Below are 13,850 nucleotides of genomic sequence, written 5' to 3'. Positions count from 1 at the left end.
CCGCCGGCGTCAGCCCGTGAGGGCGGAGGGTTGGCGGGGGGCCGGGCGGCGGAAGTAGAGGGCCGTCACGATGCCCGCCACCAGGCCGCACAGGTGGCCCTGCCAGCTGACGCCCGAGTCCGTCGGGAGGATGCCGGAGACGATCGTCGTGCCCCAGACGGCGGCGACGCCCACCGCCACCGCGATGCCCAGCGCCCTGCGCTCGACGAAGCCCCGTACGAGCAGGTAGCCGAAGAGGCCGAAGACGATGCCCGAGGCACCCAGCGTCATCGTGCCGGACGGGGATATCAGCCAGGTGCCGAAGCCGTCGGCCAGCAGGATCAGGCCGCACACCGCGAGGAACCGGCGGATCCCGGACAGGGCGGCTATGAAGCCGAGGACCAGCAGCGGGACGCTGTTGGAGGCGACGTGGTCGAAGCCGAAGTGGAGGAAGGCCGCGGAGACGATGCCGGTGAGGCTGTCGGGGTCGCGGGCGAGGATCCCGTACTGGTCGAGGGCGTGGCCGGTGGCGTAGTCGACGGCCTCCAGCACCCACAGCAGGGCCACCCAGCCCAGCATCAGCTTGGCCGCCGTCTTGGCCCGGTCGGTCTGCGTCCGACCGGTATCCACCGTCGTGCTCATCTTCGCCCCCTTCGTGGCTCCCCTCACGGGAACGTGCGGTCACCTTACTGAGTGCCCGCCGGGCGTGGCCGGATAGTCTCGGAGGTATGACAGAGCGCAATCGCACCCCGTGGGTGGTCGGGGTTTCCGGAGCGTCCGGGACGCCGTACGCGGCGGCGGTGCTCCGCGGCCTGCTCTCCGCGGGGGAGAGCGTCGACCTGGTCGTGAGCCGGGCCTCGCGCCTCACCCTGCTGGACGAGACCGGCATCGCCTTCCGTGACGCGCACTGGCGCGAGGACCTCGCGGAGTGGCTGGCACGGGGAGCCGACGGCAAGCCGGGGACCTTCGAGGGCCTGACGGCCGACGCGGACGTGCGGTACTGGGGTGCCGGGGACCTGGCCGCCGGCCCGAGTTCGGGCTCGTACCCGGTCAAGGGGATGCTCATCGTCCCGGCGTCCACGGCCTGCGTGGCGGGGGTGGCGCTCGGGCTGTCGAAGGACCTGCTCCAGCGCGTGGCGAGCGTGACGCTCAAGGAGCGGCGCCGGCTGGTGGTCGCGGTGCGGGAGACCCCGCTGAACGGGCAGACGCTGAAGCATCTGGTGGCGCTGGACGAGGCGGGCGCCGTCGTGCTGCCCGCCTCTCCGGCGTTCTACGCGGGTGCGACGCACATCCAGGATCTGGTGGATTTCGTCGCGGGGCGGGTGCTGGACGCGGCAGGGGTGCCGCACCGGCTGTACCGCCGTTGGGAGGGGGAGCTGGGAGGCTCCCGCTCTCCCCAGGGGTCGAGCGGTGGTGAGCAGGCCGGTGACTAGGCCTTCTTGCGGCCCAGCGGCTTGCGGGCCTTGTCGACGCGGGCGGCCGCGGCGGGCTGGTGGGCTCGGGATCGGTTGGCCAGCTCCTGGAGCTGTCGCATGTGTGCGTGCGCCATCTCGATCGTGAACACGGTGTACCACTCCTGAAGATCGTTATTGATCTGCTGAAAGAAATCGCAGGGTGTTGACCCTGTGTGCCTTAGATTCTATACCTAGACTTGCAGGATCGCCGAATAATGGAAGGCTCCACGTAATGGACACGGTGGACAGGCAGCTCATCCAGGCACTCCGGGAGAACGGTCGCGCCTCATACGCCGAGCTGGGCCGTCTCGTGGGCCTCTCCGGCCCCAGCGTCACCGACCGCATCAACCGTCTGGAAACGGCCGGCGTCATCACCGGCTACCGCGCGACGGTCGACTCCGCCTCGCTCGGCCTCGGCGTCACCGCGCTGATCGGCATCTCCCTCTCCGACGCCGCCGACCACGAGGACGTGGCCCGCCGGCTGCGCGACCTTGCGGAGATCGAGGACTGCTGGTTCATCGCCGGCGACGACTCCTACATGCTCAAGGTGCGCGCCAGCGACGTGGACGGCCTGGAGAAAATCATCCGCAAGCTCTCCGGCACCAAGGGCGTCTCGCGCACCCGTACCACCATCGTGCTCTCCACGAAGTGGGAGAACCGGGTCGGGGAGCTGCCCGAGGAAGCCTGAGAGTACGGTTGGTCAGGGTTCGCAGGACAGACAAGAGGCATCTAGAGGAGGCGACCGGTACATGGACGCTGGGCTCAAGCGTGAGCTGGAGGAGAAGGTCCGCTCCGGCGAGCGGCTGACCCGTGAGGACGGCATCGCCCTCTACGAGTCGGACGACCTGGCCTGGCTCGGTGGCCTCGCCCACGAGGTGCGCACGCGCAAGAACGGTGACGTCGTCCACTTCAACGTCAACCGCCACCTCAACATGACGAACGTGTGCACCGCGTCGTGCGCGTACTGCTCGTTCCAGCGCAAGCCGGGCGAGAAGGACGCGTACACGATGCGCATCGAGGAGGCCGTGCGCCTGGCCAAGGCCATGGAGAACGACAACCTCACCGAGCTGCACATCGTCAACGGCCTGCACCCGAACCTGCCGTGGCGCTATTACCCGCGCTCCCTCTCCGAGCTGAAGAAGGCGCTGCCGAACGTCTCGCTGAAGGCGTTCACGGCGACCGAGATCCACCACTTCGAGACGATCTCCGGCATGTCGGCCTCCGACATCCTGGACGAGCTGATCGAGGCCGGCCTGGAGTCGCTCACCGGTGGCGGCGCGGAGATCTTCGACTGGGAGGTCCGCCAGCACATCGTCGACCACCGCACCCACTGGGAGGACTGGTCGCGCATCCACCGGCTCGCGCACGAGAAGGGTCTCAAGACCCCCTCGACCATGCTGTACGGGCACATCGAGGAGCCGCGCCACCGCGTGGACCACGTGCTGCGGCTGCGCGAGCTCCAGGACGAGACCGGCGGTTTCCAGGTCTTCATCCCGCTGCGCTACCAGCACGACTTCGTGGACATGCAGGACGGCAAGGTGCGCAACAAGCTCCAGGCGCGCACGACCATGGCCACCGGCGCCGAGGCGCTGAAGACCTTCGCCGTCTCGCGACTGCTCTTCGACAACGTGCCGCACGTCAAGGTCTTCTGGGTGATGCACGGCGTGCAGACCGCCCAGCTCGCCCTCCAGCACGGTGCGGACGACATGGACGGCTCGGTCGTCGAGTACAAGATCACCCACGACGCGGACAACTACGGCACCCCGAACAAGCTGGGCCGTGAGGATCTGCTGGAGCTGATCCGGGAAGCCGGCTTCCGCCCGGTCGAGCGCAACACGCGCTACGAGATCATCCGCGAGTACCCCGGCCCGGACGCGGGCCTGCGCGAGACCCCGCAGGCGATGCGCGTCTGACCCGCGTCCGCCCCGCACCCCAGCCGCTCCCGGCGAGTTAACCCCGGCCCATGGGCCGGGGTTTAGCTTTTCCTGGACGGGCCGATGAGGTAATGGTTAAACTTGCTAAATGACCCTTACTTTCACCCTGGATCCGGTCGTCGGACCCTCCCTGCGTGATGGAATCCTCAAGCTCTGGACGGACGTCTCCAACGCGGGCGGCGCCGTGGGCTTCGTACCGCCGGTCACCCACGACGACGTCCGCCCCTCGCTCGACAAGCACCTCGCCGGCGTCGCCGACGGGAGCTGCAGGCTGCTCGTCGGGCACGACGGCGACGGCGCGGTCGCAGCGACCGCCTTCCTCACCCACAACACGCACCGACTCCAGCGGCACTGGCTGTGGGCCTACACGGTGATGGTCCATCCGCGCCACCAGGGCAAGGGCCTCGGGCGGGACCTCATGGCCGCGACCGAAGCCGCGGCCCGCTCGATCGAGGGCATCGACGCCGTCCGCCTCACCTGCCGCGGCGGCCTCGGCCTGGAGCACTTCTACTCCTCCTGCGGCTACAAGGAGGTCGGCCGCGTCCCCGGCGCCGTCCGCGTGGCCCCGGGCGATGACCGCGACGACATCACGATGCTGCTGCCGCTCTACTGATCCACCGGCGGCGGCCGTACGGGCGTACGCACCCCGGCGGGCCGCGGCCGGGCCCCGACGTGCTTCACTGGACGGGCACCGTGCGACGCACGACCTGACGACCACGACGAGAGAGAAGGGGTCACCGTGTCCCTCAAGCCGAGCGCAACGATCCGATACACCGCGATGCGCCTGGGCATCTTCGTCGGCTGCCTCGCCGTCGTCGCGCTCCTCGTCCGGTTCGGCCTGGTCCCCTCCGGTCTCGGCGACGCCAACGGCGCCTGGGTCGTGCTGCTCGCCCTCGTGCTCTCCGCCCCGCTCTCCTTCGTCCTCCTGCGCAAGCAGCGCGACGAGATGTCCGCGCAGATCTCCGGGCGCGTCGCGGGTGCGAAGCAGAAGCTCGCCGACAACCGCAGCCAGGAGGACCAGGCGGACGACGCGGCGCGCGTCGGGTCGTAACGACCCAGTTGGCTTCATCACACACCGAACCGCCCCAGCACCGGGTATACCGCCCGTAACGCTGGGGCGGTGGTGTTTTCCGGGCCTGCGCAAGAGGGGCTCGTGCGCCGCTGTCTCAAAGGGCCCCTTTGAGATTCCCAAAGGAGAAGTGTTAGCGTGTTGAACATGTTGACCACAGCTGCGCACCCGATGATCACGAGCGTCCCGCTCGTGACGCGCCTGCACGTCGACCTCTGCCGCCGCGCGTCCGCGGCCTGTTGCTGTTGAGCTGAATCGATACAGCAGCGGTCCCGGCCGGCCCTTCCTGGCTGCTGCCGCACCGCAACACCACGCAGAACCACCCCCCTCACTTCGTGCGCCACCTCCGGAGAGTGTCCGTGTCCGCGACCCCACAGGCCCCTGCCAAGGCCTCGTTCAAGTTTCCCTTCTGGGCCCAGATCGTCGCCGGTCTGGTCCTCGGCGTCCTCTTCGGCTGGATAGCCCGCAGCCAGGACATCAGCTGGCTCGGCACCACCCTGGAGAAGACCGGCGACATCTTCGTCCAGCTGCTCAAGCTGGCCATCGCCCCGCTCGTCTTCTTCGCGATCCTGGTGTCGATCACCAACCTGCGGAAGGTGAACAACGCGGCGCGCCTCGCCTCCCGCACCCTCCTCTGGTTCATGATCACCTCGCTGATCGCGGTCGGCATCGGCATCGCGATCGGCCTGCTGACCGACCCCGGTTCGGGCACCGGCCTCACCGCCGCCGACGGCAAGGAGCCGAAGAAGACGGGCTCCTGGATCGACTTCCTGACCGGCATCGTCCCGACGGACATCGTCACGCCGTTCACCGAGCTGAAGGTCCTTCAGATCGTCTTCCTGGCCGTCGTCGCCGGCATCGCCGCGCTCCAGCTCGGCGCCAAGGCCAAGCCGGTCCTCGACCTCGCCGAGTCCGCCCTGGAGCTCCTCCAGAAGGCCCTGTGGTGGGTCATCCGCCTCGCCCCGATCGGCACCATCGGCCTGATCGGCACCGCGATCGCCACCTACGGCTGGGACCTGATCGGCAAGTACGCCACCTTCACCGCCGACATCTACATCGGCTGCGCCCTGGTGATGTTCGGCGTCTACCCGCTGCTGCTCGCGACGGTCGCCAAGGTCAGCCCCATCCAGTTCTTCAAGGGCGCCTGGCCCGCCATCCAGCTGGCCTTCGTCTCCCGCTCCTCCGTCGGCACCATGCCGGTCACCCAGAAGGTCACCGAACGCCTCGGCGTCCCGAAGGAGTACGCCTCCTTCGCCGTCCCGTTCGGCGCCACCACCAAGATGGACGGCTGCGCCGCGATCTACCCGGCGCTCGCCGCGATCTTCATCGCGCAGATCTTCGACGTGCAGCTGGGCATCAAGGAGTACCTGCTCATCGTCTTCGTCTCGGTCATCGGCTCCGCCGCGACGGCCGGCCTGACGGGCGCCACCGTCATGCTGACGCTGACCCTCTCCACCCTGGGCCTCCCGCTCGCCGGCGTCGGCCTGCTGCTGGCGATCGACCCGATCCTGGACATGATCCGCACGGCCACGAACGTCGCCGGCCAGGCCCTCGTCCCGGTCATCGTCTCGGCCCGCGAGGGGATCCTGGACAAGGAGGCCTACGCCAACGCCTCGGCCTCCCCGCTGGACGAGCCCGCCGCCCCGGCCGTCGCCCCGGCCACGCCGCAGCCGGCCGCCGCGACCGCCTGAGCCGCCCGCCCTTCGCACGCGCCGCAGCCCCCGCCCCGTCCGGGCGGGGGCTGCGGCGTTCCCGTCCCGGGGCGTCAGACCGTGCGGGCGCGGAAGTAGGCGGTCGTCGCGATCAGGACCGGGGCGGCGAACCACCAGCGGCCCATCGTGCGGCGGTAGAGCGGGGTGATGGTGATCAGCAGGCCCAGCAGGCACAGGAAGACCGAGAAGCCGCCCATGAACCGGGCGTCGTCGCGCAGCCGGTCGTACGGCGACGCCGGGCGCATGGCCAGGGCGAGGTAGCAGGAAAACACCGCGGGGACGTAGAGCACGACGAGCGGGATGGCGAGCACCCAGCGCAGGCAGCCGCGGTCCTCGGGCAGGTCGATGTCCTCGCGGGGCAGCCTCAGCCGAGCGTCTCGATACGAACCCACGCGATCACCCCCAGAACGAGCGGCGGCGCGAACCACCACGGGCCCAGCGCCCTGCGGACCGGCGGGACGAGCGTGATCAGGACCCCGAGCAGGCTCAGGCAGAGGGCGATGAAGACGGCCGCGGCCGTGCCCTCGTACCCCTGGTGGTCCCATGCGGCCTGCGGGCCGCGGAACACGGCGGCATAGACGAACACGGCGTTCAGGGCGTGCACGAGGGCGAGGGGGAGCCCGAACGCCCAGCGCACCCATCGACGGTCCCCGGGCGGGATGGTGGCCCCGCGGCCGTCTGTCATCGCATCGCGTCCTTCACCTTGCCGAGAGCGTCGCCGAAATCATCGCCGTAGTCCCGGGCCTTGCCCGACTGCCAGTACGGGCCGCCGTTGTAGCGGGCGGCGATCTCCCGCATCTGGGCATCGGTCAGCTGCTCGGCGGGCACGTCGGCGTACCCCGCCTCGGCCTTGAGCTGGGCCAGGTGGCCCGCGGCGATGAACGCATTCTGCCGGGGGTCCTGCAGCGACTCCTCCACCAGGTCCCGTTGGGCGTCCGTGAGGTGCGCCGGATCGTAGCCGAGCACCTCGGCGCCCCGGCGCAACTGGATCGCGATCGGCCCGAAGGAGGTCTCGTCGGGCGTCCCGCCCAGCCGCCATGGAAGGTTCCGCGGCGCGACCGGGCTCAGCGGCGAGTCGGCCGCACCGCGCACGGCGTCGGTGAGGTCGTCGGTGACCCCGTACTGGCCGCCGATCTCCTTCCAGGCGATGCCCGCGACGAGTTCCTCGGGCAATCCGGAGTGCCGGGCGGCGGCCCGCAGGACTTCCTTGTTGTGGGATATCCAGCGGGCCCGCTCCTCGTCGTCGCTCGGCGGGTCCCAGTAGCTGTCGTCCGCCTGGGGCAGCGAGGAGATCCGCATCCGGATGTCCCGCAGCGCGGGTGACATCCCGCCGTCGCCGGGCGGCGGCGCCGTCTCCCGCTTGGGCCCGCTGCCGGGCAGGTGGGTCAGCGGGGAGGAGGCGGCCTCCGCCGCCTCCCGGCGGATGTCCGCCATCGCCGCGTACAGGTCGGGCCGTGCGCCGCCGCCCGGCACCCTGAACTCGGGAAGCAGCTCGTACGCCTGCTTCAGCGCGTGGACGCAGGTGGCGCGGGCCTCCTCCTCGACCGTTTTCGCGAGGTGGAAGCTGCCGCCGGCCGCGTCGTGGAGCCGGTCCGCCTCCTCCCGGATGTCGTCGACGTCCAGGGTGGCCTCGGCCAGGAGGTCGAGGAAACCGGTCGTGGCGCGCATGTCCTCCCACTGGCGCATGGGCTCCGCCTCCCGTGCGGCCTTGGTGACCGCCACTCCCTTGGTGGCGATGAGCGCGGCGAGCGCCCGCTCGGTGTGCTTGCCGTTGCGGTAGTGGGACTTGGCGGTGGTGACGGCGGCGGCGTAGGCGTTCAGGGCGCTGGCGGCCTTGTCGTACCCCTCGGCCATCTGGGCCACGAGCAGCCGGGCCTCGGTGAGGCGCGCGGTGTACGTGTGACTTCCTTCGCTCTCCCACTCGGTACGGGTCTCCGCGCGCCGGGCCGGCTCCCCGACCTGCACGAGGAGGTCGCGCAGACGGCGGAACTCGGCGGCGTTCCGCTCGATGAGCGGCGGATTGCACTCTTCCAGGAACGCGACGTCCTCGCGGTGGCTGAGCCCGCTGCTCACTTGCACTCCGGCGGTACGTACCGCCCCGAGGCGAGGAGGCCGGAGAGGAAGGACCGGGCGGTGTCGTCGTCCACCCCGGCGAAGCTCGTGCCGGCGGTCTTGAGGCGGGTGGCGAGACCGGCGAAGAGGGCGACGGTGTCCTTGAACTGGTCGTCGGCGAACGCGGCGAAGCGGAGGGTCTGTGCGGCCACGTCTGCGTGGGCGCGCGGGGCGCGGGCCATGGTGCTCGCGTCCCCGTCGGGACGGCCCTCGTGGAGGAGCGCGGCGATCTCGATCAGGAGGTTCGCGTTGCCGTTGATGGAGGAGGCCGTGGCCACCAGCGTCCCGGCCGCCTCGGGCGCGAGTGCCGGTGCCTGCGCAGGTGCCGGTGCCGATCGGGCGAGGGCTTTGTGCTCCGCCCATTCCGCATCGAACGACATCCATCCCCCGCATAGTTGGCGACCGTTAATCGGGAGACGCGCAACGGGAAGGCGCGGTTCCGTCAGGCGTCGGACGTGTGTGCGACGAACCCGGCCCATGCGGGGCGGCCGAAGGCCAGGTGGGTGCGCGCGGTGTCCTTGGAGTCGCGGACCAGGACCGCGCCGGGGGTGTTGGCCACTTCGACGCAGTCGTTGATGTCGCTGCTGTCGCTGTAGCTGCTCTTGAACCAAACGAGCTCAGCCATGTGGATCACGTTTCTCCCAGCAGTGTCTCGATGAAGGCCAGCGACTCCCTGGGCGAGAGGGCCTGTGCCCGGATCGTGCCATAGCGCAGGTCGAGGATCTGTAGATGCTTGGGGTCGGTGACCGGCCGCCCGTAGAAGATGCCTTCCGAGCGCCCCACTGCCGTTCCGTCCCCGAACTTCAGCACCTGGATCCGGCCCCCCATTCCGGCGTGATCGGCGCAGGCGGTCGGCATCACCTGGACTGCGACGTTGCGAAACTTGCCCAACTCCAACAGTCGTTCGAGCTGGCCGCGCAGCACCATTGTGCCTCCGATGGTGCGCCGGAGGGTCACCTCTTCCTGGACGAAACTGAGGGCTGGTCCCGGAGTCCGTTCGAAGATCGACTGTCGGGCCAGACGCGCTGCGACTCCTCGTTCCACCTGCTCCGATGACTGCGGGGGCTGCGCCATCTCGAACAGGGCGCGGGCGTAGTCCTCGGTCTGCAACAAGCCGTGGATGTTGTGGTTGCCGTACGAGCCGATCTCGACGGCCCTCGCCTCCAGCTTTGCTAGGTCCCGCACCTTCTTCGGGTAGCGGACCTGTTCCAGGTCGGCCTTCATCGCGGAGATTCGCCCCCCGGCGTTCAGGACCTCGTCCGCCCTGTCCAGGTACTCGGGGCGGGGGATCCGCTTGCCCGACTCGACCTTGCGGACCTGGTCCTCCCCGTACTGGATGGCCGCCCCGAAATCGGCGGCCCGCATGCCGGCCGACTCCCGCCACGCTCTGAGCTGGCGGCCCAGCGCGGCCACCACCGCCGCGCCCTGTTCGTCCTCCGGATCGACGTCCCAGCCGGGCTCTTCCGTACCGTCACTGCTGTCCACGCCCATTGCGCTCCCACCTCCGACGAGCCGATGTCCTCAGCGCCCCGTACCCGCCACCTCGGTCCGGACAGCCGTGACAGCACTGGACAAGCGCCGGACAAACGCGGGACGTGCACGCGATGTTGCTTCCGACGGTACGCACGCACGGACACGCTGAGTGACGTGATTCCTCAACTCGTCGATTTCCAGGTCCAGCTGTCCGCGACCCCGCGCGCCGCCCGTCTCGCCCGCCTCCTGACGGTCGAGCAACTACGGGGGTGGGGGCTTCCCCTGGTCGAGCCCGCGCACGTCGTGGCCGAGCTCGCCGCCAACGCCGTGACCCACGGGCGCGTGCCCGGCAGGGACTTCCGGCTCGCCCTCACCGCGACCCCCGAGACGCTGCTGATCGAGGTGGCGGACGCGCGCGGCGACCGGATCCCGCGGATCCGCGACGCGGGGCGAGGACTGGTCATCGTCGAAGCGCTGGCGGACCGTTGGGGCGTCAGGGAAGGGCCGGTCCCCGGCAAGGTGGTGTGGGCTGAGGTGTCCCTGACCTGCCCGGCCGCCGGGTCCCGGGGGTCCGCGATCCGGCGCGCTTAGACGCATAAAGACCCAAAGAACCGGGGGAAAGAACCAACCCACCAACCAAACCCGGCCCCCGTCGCTCGGTCGGGTGAAAGGTGTCAACTGGGCTGGATTTCTGGTGGGTTGGCGGGCATATGCTCGCCGCGACAACTCCAGACATGAGACGGCCCCCGGTGGGACTGGCATCCCGGCCGAGGGCCTGACCAACAAGGAAGTAGCACCGCTTCCCAATGGCTCCACAGCACCCTAGCGCGCCGTCGCGCGCCACGTCCCGAGTTCCCTCCGGCACCGCCCGATCCGGTGTCATCCACGTCAACACGTGGCACGCGAGTCACTACACCGTGGTCGGCAACCACCTCCTCCAGCACCGCGACCTGTCCGCGACGGCGATCGGCGTCGCGGCCTACATCCAGTCGCTGCCGGACGGCGCGCCCGTCGGCATCAAGGCCCTCGCCGGCCGCTTCCCGGAGGGGGAGGTGCGGATCGCATCCGCCCTGCGGGAGCTGGAGAGGCACGGCTACCTGGAGCGGCGGCGCGAGCGGCTGGAGGGCGGGCGGGTGGTGACCCGCACGTACTCGTACAACAAGCCGGGCTCCGCCTCGGGCGAACCGCCTCCGCCCCCGCCCCCGCCGCCGGGCGAGGAACCCGTACCGGAGCCGGGGCCGGACCCGGACCCTGGCTCTGACCCGGCTCCGGAGGCGGAGGCCGCGGCGGCTCCCGAAGCGCAGCCGACGCACCCCGGGGCGGCCGACCTGCTCGCCGGGCTGCGGCGGCGGGACCCGCGGCTGCTGCTGGCCGAACGCGACGTACGGCGGCTCGCGCCCGCCGTGTCGGCCTGGCTGGAGCGCGGCGTGGACCCCGAGGCCGTCGCGCGGGTCCTGTCGGCGGGCCTGCCCGAGGACATGCGGCGCCCCGCATCCGTCCTCGCGTACCGGCTCACCGCCCTGCTCCCGCCGCACCTGCCGCCCGCTCCGGCCGCCCCGGAGGCCCGGCCGCCCGCACGGCCGGACCCTCTCCAGAACTGCGACGGCTGCGACCGCGCCTTCCGCGCCCCGACCCCGGGCCGCTGCAGAACCTGCCCACCGGTCGCCGCGTAAGGGCCGGCAGAACTGGTCGTCGCGCTATTCGACGTCGGACAGCCGGCGTCGGGCTTCCGAAATCCACAGCCCGTCGCCGCCGTGCGCCATGGACTCCTCGGATTCCTCGGCCACTTCATCGAGGTAGTCCAGCCGGGCCTGCGCCAGGCTCAGGCTGCCGTTGGGTCCGCCCCGTACGAGGTGCGCGTCCGCGTCGTCCTGCCCGTCGTCCTCCCAGCCGCACTCCGGGCAGATCTCGAAGTCGGCGCGCTTCGCCAGCGTCCGCCGGAAGCAGCAGGGGCATGGGAGGGGGCCTGCGGTGTCGGACGGGCCGGCGGGCGGTTCTTCGATGGCCATGGCCGACATCCTCGGTGACCCGCACGCAACGACCTAGGCTGCGACGATGGAACGCTTATCCGATCCGCCCGAGCCCGAGAACACCGCGAACGACTACGACGGCTTCGCCGAGGCGTACGCGGCGGAGAACGAGAACAGCCTCGTCAACGCCCACTACGAGCGACCCGCGATGCTGGCCCTCGCCGGGGACGTGACCGGCCGCCGGATCCTGGACGCCGGCTGCGGCTCGGGCCCCCTGTCCGCGGCGCTGCGCGACCGCGGTGCCGTCGTCACCGGCGTCGACGTCAGCGCCGCGATGCTGGCCCTGGCCGGGCAGCGGCTCGGCGGGGGCGTGGCCTTGCACCGTGTCGACCTGCGGGACCGACTGCCCTTCGCGGACGGTGAGTTCGACGACGTGGTCGCATCGCTCGTCCTGCACTACCTGGAGGACTGGGGGCCGACGCTGGCCGAGCTGCGCCGCGTGCTCAGGCCCGGCGGGCGGCTGCTCGCCTCGGTGGACCACCCGTTCGTCGCCTACACCTTCCGGGATCCCCGGCCCGACTACTTCGCGACGAGCGACTACGCCTTCGAGTGGGTGATCGGCGGGCAGTCCGCCCCCATGAGGTTCTGGCGCAAGCCGCTGCACGCGATGACCGACGCCTTCACCGCCGCCGGCTTCCGCCTCTCCGTCATTGCCGAGCCCCAGCCGGACCCGGCCGCCCGCGAGCTGTTCCCCGACGGCTTCCGGGACCTCTCGCGCAGGCCGACGTTCCTCTTCTTCGTGGTCGAGGCCCTGTCGGCTCCCACGAGCCCTTAGTCCGCCCGGTCCTGCGATCCCCTTGACCGGAACCTGCACGAATTCCTCGAAGGCCGCCCATGCCGCCTCCATCGTGCAGGGGTCAGGGGTGACGCCGTGCCGGGTCGAGATCTGCTCGAACACTTCGGCGCTGCAACGCCACGGTATGGACATTCCGCCAGGGAATGGGCGCACCGGCACCGGTCAGTCCTCCAGGAGGTCCAGCTCGGCGTCGGTGAAGCGGTTCGCGCACGCGTCCTCGGTGGCCGTCATCGTGGCCATGTCCAGCAGTCCCGATTCGAAGTGCCGGGCGTGGAGGGTCCATTCCTGCTTCTTGTACTGGGCCATGACCATCGAGCCCTTGCGGAGCGCCACCTCCTCGGTGGGGCGGAACTCCTTCCAGCCGCGTTCCACGAGGCCGGCGAGGGCGGCGTGGAACCGCTTGCGGGCCTCGGCCCGGTCCTGTGCGGAGCCCGGGCCGTTCGGTGACGACCAGCCGACCCCGCACGCCGCCATCCGCGCCTCTACTTCGTCCCGGGCCCGCTCCCTGTCGGTGGCCGGCGGGTCGGCAGGATCGGTCGGGGCCGGGGGAGTCGGGGACAGGGCCGCCGTCTCTCCGGGAAGGCCGGCGGCCGCGGTGGCCGCAGCCAGGTCGGCGAGCGCGGCCTCCTTGCCGAAGGCCGTCGGGGCGGGGGCGGGGGGTGCGGCCGGCGTCGCCGCGCCCGGCTGCACGGCGCCACCGCATCCGGCGACGAGTATCGCGCCGGCGACGGCTGCTGCGGCCCGGGCCCGGCCGGGTCCGGTCATGGTGGTGCGCATGTGGTGTCTGTTCCTCCGAGGTCGGTCGCAGGAGTCTCGCACGGCATCGCCGCAGCTCGCGGAGCAATATCGCCCTCTGCCCAACCGGGCCCGAGGTGCGGGCCGTTGAGTCGATGAGAGTGATGGTGCTAGCTTCAGTGGCACCATGTTGCTGAGGCTGAACATCGCGGACCACCGCCCCCTGCATGAGCAGGTCGCCGGAGCCGTGCGGCGGGCCATCGCCGAGGGCGAGTGCGCGCCCGGCGACCGGCTGCCGCCCGCTCGGGACCTCTCGCAGGCGCTGGGCGTCAACACCAACACCGTCCTGCGCGGCCTGCGGGCCCTGCGCGACGAGGGGTTGCTGGAGTTCCGGCGCGGGCGCGGGGTGACCGTGGCCGGTGGCGCGGACCGCCGCTCCGAGCTGCTGGAGCGCGTACGCGAACTGGTGGCGGACGGGGCGCGCCTGGGCTACGGGAGGGCGGATCTCGTCGAGATGATCAGGGAGGTGCCGTGAACGGTGGCAGGGGTTGGGGAT

Annotated in this window: 20 protein-coding genes; 10 read left to right on the top strand and 10 right to left on the bottom strand. The window is 70.8% G+C overall.

Going from position 1 to position 13,850, the window contains the following annotated elements:
• Positions 1-9 precede the first annotated feature (9 nt).
• Entirely contained in the window at positions 10-621 is a 612-nt protein-coding gene (locus OHA91_RS16510; protein WP_031153456.1) for a rhomboid family intramembrane serine protease, read from the bottom strand.
• Between the two features lie 86 nt (positions 622-707).
• Here OHA91_RS16510 and OHA91_RS16505 point away from each other — a divergent pair, with 86 nt between their 5' ends.
• On the top strand, positions 708-1,412 hold the full coding sequence (locus tag OHA91_RS16505) for a UbiX family flavin prenyltransferase (RefSeq protein WP_031153455.1): 705 nt from the start codon (positions 708-710) through the stop codon (positions 1,410-1,412).
• Here the strand turns inward: OHA91_RS16505 and OHA91_RS16500 are convergent.
• Positions 1,409-1,543 carry a hypothetical protein gene (locus tag OHA91_RS16500; RefSeq protein WP_258054175.1) on the bottom strand — a complete coding sequence of 45 codons (135 nt, stop codon included), beginning with the start codon at positions 1,541-1,543 and terminating at the stop codon, positions 1,409-1,411. The two genes, OHA91_RS16505 and OHA91_RS16500, sit on opposite strands and share 4 nt — an antisense overlap.
• 122 nt (positions 1,544-1,665) lie before the next feature.
• On the opposite strand from OHA91_RS16500, the gene OHA91_RS16495 reads away from it, so the two are divergent.
• From OHA91_RS16495 to OHA91_RS16475, 5 genes are all read left to right on the top strand, one after another.
• Positions 1,666-2,121, top strand: coding sequence for an Lrp/AsnC family transcriptional regulator (locus tag OHA91_RS16495; RefSeq protein ID WP_030026281.1), 456 nt, complete (start codon positions 1,666-1,668; stop codon positions 2,119-2,121).
• Positions 2,122-2,182: 61 nt separating this feature from the next.
• Positions 2,183-3,346: an aminofutalosine synthase MqnE gene (gene mqnE, locus OHA91_RS16490; RefSeq protein WP_266498636.1), complete on the top strand. Its 1,164-nt coding sequence runs from the start codon at positions 2,183-2,185 to the stop codon at positions 3,344-3,346.
• A 109-nt stretch (positions 3,347-3,455) separates the two neighbouring features.
• Complete coding sequence (locus OHA91_RS16485) at positions 3,456-3,980, top strand: GNAT family N-acetyltransferase (RefSeq protein WP_031153452.1); 525 nt, start codon at positions 3,456-3,458, stop codon at positions 3,978-3,980.
• Positions 3,981-4,145: 165 nt separating this feature from the next.
• Entirely contained in the window at positions 4,146-4,418 is a 273-nt protein-coding gene (locus OHA91_RS16480) for a DUF4229 domain-containing protein (RefSeq protein ID WP_051893328.1), read from the top strand.
• A gap of 371 nt (positions 4,419-4,789) precedes the next feature.
• On the top strand, positions 4,790-6,127 hold the full coding sequence (locus OHA91_RS16475; RefSeq protein WP_031153447.1) for a dicarboxylate/amino acid:cation symporter: 1,338 nt from the start codon (positions 4,790-4,792) through the stop codon (positions 6,125-6,127).
• Between the two features lie 74 nt (positions 6,128-6,201).
• Here OHA91_RS16475 and OHA91_RS16470 read toward each other — a convergent pair whose 3' ends face one another.
• The 6 genes from OHA91_RS16470 to OHA91_RS16445 all read right to left on the bottom strand — a co-directional run bounded on the left by OHA91_RS16470 (position 6,202) and on the right by OHA91_RS16445 (position 9,751).
• Positions 6,202-6,540 carry a hypothetical protein gene (locus OHA91_RS16470; RefSeq protein ID WP_158714824.1) on the bottom strand — a complete coding sequence of 113 codons (339 nt, stop codon included), beginning with the start codon at positions 6,538-6,540 and terminating at the stop codon, positions 6,202-6,204.
• On the bottom strand, positions 6,513-6,833 hold the full coding sequence (locus OHA91_RS16465) for a hypothetical protein (RefSeq protein WP_328739537.1): 321 nt from the start codon (positions 6,831-6,833) through the stop codon (positions 6,513-6,515). The genes OHA91_RS16470 and OHA91_RS16465 overlap by 28 nt, the downstream gene beginning before the upstream one ends.
• Positions 6,830-8,221, bottom strand: coding sequence for a hypothetical protein (locus OHA91_RS16460; protein ID WP_328739536.1), 1,392 nt, complete (start codon positions 8,219-8,221; stop codon positions 6,830-6,832). The genes OHA91_RS16465 and OHA91_RS16460 overlap by 4 nt, the downstream gene beginning before the upstream one ends.
• Entirely contained in the window at positions 8,218-8,640 is a 423-nt protein-coding gene (locus OHA91_RS16455; protein ID WP_266498626.1) for a hypothetical protein, read from the bottom strand. The genes OHA91_RS16460 and OHA91_RS16455 overlap by 4 nt, the downstream gene beginning before the upstream one ends.
• A gap of 62 nt (positions 8,641-8,702) precedes the next feature.
• Positions 8,703-8,885: a DUF397 domain-containing protein gene (locus OHA91_RS16450; protein ID WP_266498623.1), complete on the bottom strand. Its 183-nt coding sequence runs from the start codon at positions 8,883-8,885 to the stop codon at positions 8,703-8,705.
• Positions 8,886-8,890: 5 nt separating this feature from the next.
• Positions 8,891-9,751 (bottom strand): helix-turn-helix domain-containing protein, encoded by an 861-nt coding sequence (locus OHA91_RS16445; RefSeq protein ID WP_031153431.1) that lies wholly within the window; start codon positions 9,749-9,751, stop codon positions 8,891-8,893.
• A 156-nt stretch (positions 9,752-9,907) separates the two neighbouring features.
• Here OHA91_RS16445 and OHA91_RS16440 point away from each other — a divergent pair, with 156 nt between their 5' ends.
• Together OHA91_RS16440 and OHA91_RS16435 are read left to right on the top strand one after the other, a co-directional pair.
• Positions 9,908-10,324, top strand: coding sequence for an ATP-binding protein (locus tag OHA91_RS16440; RefSeq protein ID WP_266498619.1), 417 nt, complete (start codon positions 9,908-9,910; stop codon positions 10,322-10,324).
• 326 nt (positions 10,325-10,650) lie between these two features.
• Positions 10,651-11,406, top strand: coding sequence for a helix-turn-helix domain-containing protein (locus tag OHA91_RS16435; RefSeq protein ID WP_266498617.1), 756 nt, complete (start codon positions 10,651-10,653; stop codon positions 11,404-11,406).
• Between the two features lie 24 nt (positions 11,407-11,430).
• Here OHA91_RS16435 and OHA91_RS16430 read toward each other — a convergent pair whose 3' ends face one another.
• Complete coding sequence (locus tag OHA91_RS16430; protein WP_266498614.1) at positions 11,431-11,742, bottom strand: CPCC family cysteine-rich protein; 312 nt, start codon at positions 11,740-11,742, stop codon at positions 11,431-11,433.
• Positions 11,743-11,788: 46 nt separating this feature from the next.
• Here OHA91_RS16430 and OHA91_RS16425 point away from each other — a divergent pair, with 46 nt between their 5' ends.
• Complete coding sequence (locus tag OHA91_RS16425; protein ID WP_266498612.1) at positions 11,789-12,538, top strand: class I SAM-dependent methyltransferase; 750 nt, start codon at positions 11,789-11,791, stop codon at positions 12,536-12,538.
• Positions 12,539-12,721: 183 nt separating this feature from the next.
• Here OHA91_RS16425 and OHA91_RS16420 read toward each other — a convergent pair whose 3' ends face one another.
• Positions 12,722-13,336 carry a hypothetical protein gene (locus tag OHA91_RS16420; RefSeq protein WP_266498609.1) on the bottom strand — a complete coding sequence of 205 codons (615 nt, stop codon included), beginning with the start codon at positions 13,334-13,336 and terminating at the stop codon, positions 12,722-12,724.
• Between the two features lie 145 nt (positions 13,337-13,481).
• On the opposite strand from OHA91_RS16420, the gene OHA91_RS16415 reads away from it, so the two are divergent.
• Complete coding sequence (locus tag OHA91_RS16415; protein WP_266498607.1) at positions 13,482-13,829, top strand: GntR family transcriptional regulator; 348 nt, start codon at positions 13,482-13,484, stop codon at positions 13,827-13,829.
• Positions 13,830-13,850 lie beyond the last annotated feature (21 nt).

The organism is Streptomyces erythrochromogenes (genome assembly GCF_036170895.1).
GTDB classification, from domain to species: domain Bacteria; phylum Actinomycetota; class Actinomycetes; order Streptomycetales; family Streptomycetaceae; genus Streptomyces; species Streptomyces erythrochromogenes.
This window is presented reverse-complemented; position numbering and strand designations above follow the sequence as displayed.

Excerpts from the sequence above, each read along its gene's own strand:
- OHA91_RS16510 (WP_031153456.1), bottom strand. The coding sequence starts at position 621 with ATGAGCACGACGGTGGATACCGGTCGGACGCAGACCGACCGGGCCAAG.
- OHA91_RS16505 (WP_031153455.1), top strand. The coding sequence starts at position 708 with ATGACAGAGCGCAATCGCACCCCGTGGGTGGTCGGGGTTTCCGGAGCG.
- OHA91_RS16495 (WP_030026281.1), top strand. The coding sequence starts at position 1,666 with ATGGACACGGTGGACAGGCAGCTCATCCAGGCACTCCGGGAGAACGGT.
- mqnE (WP_266498636.1), top strand. The coding sequence starts at position 2,183 with ATGGACGCTGGGCTCAAGCGTGAGCTGGAGGAGAAGGTCCGCTCCGGC.
- OHA91_RS16485 (WP_031153452.1), top strand. The coding sequence starts at position 3,456 with ATGACCCTTACTTTCACCCTGGATCCGGTCGTCGGACCCTCCCTGCGT.
- OHA91_RS16480 (WP_051893328.1), top strand. The coding sequence starts at position 4,146 with ATGCGCCTGGGCATCTTCGTCGGCTGCCTCGCCGTCGTCGCGCTCCTC.
- OHA91_RS16465 (WP_328739537.1), bottom strand. The coding sequence starts at position 6,833 with ATGACAGACGGCCGCGGGGCCACCATCCCGCCCGGGGACCGTCGATGG.
- OHA91_RS16455 (WP_266498626.1), bottom strand. The coding sequence starts at position 8,640 with ATGTCGTTCGATGCGGAATGGGCGGAGCACAAAGCCCTCGCCCGATCG.
- OHA91_RS16450 (WP_266498623.1), bottom strand. The coding sequence starts at position 8,885 with ATGGCTGAGCTCGTTTGGTTCAAGAGCAGCTACAGCGACAGCAGCGAC.
- OHA91_RS16445 (WP_031153431.1), bottom strand. The coding sequence starts at position 9,751 with ATGGGCGTGGACAGCAGTGACGGTACGGAAGAGCCCGGCTGGGACGTC.
- OHA91_RS16430 (WP_266498614.1), bottom strand. The coding sequence starts at position 11,742 with ATGGCCATCGAAGAACCGCCCGCCGGCCCGTCCGACACCGCAGGCCCC.
- OHA91_RS16425 (WP_266498612.1), top strand. The coding sequence starts at position 11,789 with ATGGAACGCTTATCCGATCCGCCCGAGCCCGAGAACACCGCGAACGAC.
- OHA91_RS16420 (WP_266498609.1), bottom strand. The coding sequence starts at position 13,336 with ATGCGCACCACCATGACCGGACCCGGCCGGGCCCGGGCCGCAGCAGCC.
- OHA91_RS16415 (WP_266498607.1), top strand. The coding sequence starts at position 13,482 with ATGTTGCTGAGGCTGAACATCGCGGACCACCGCCCCCTGCATGAGCAG.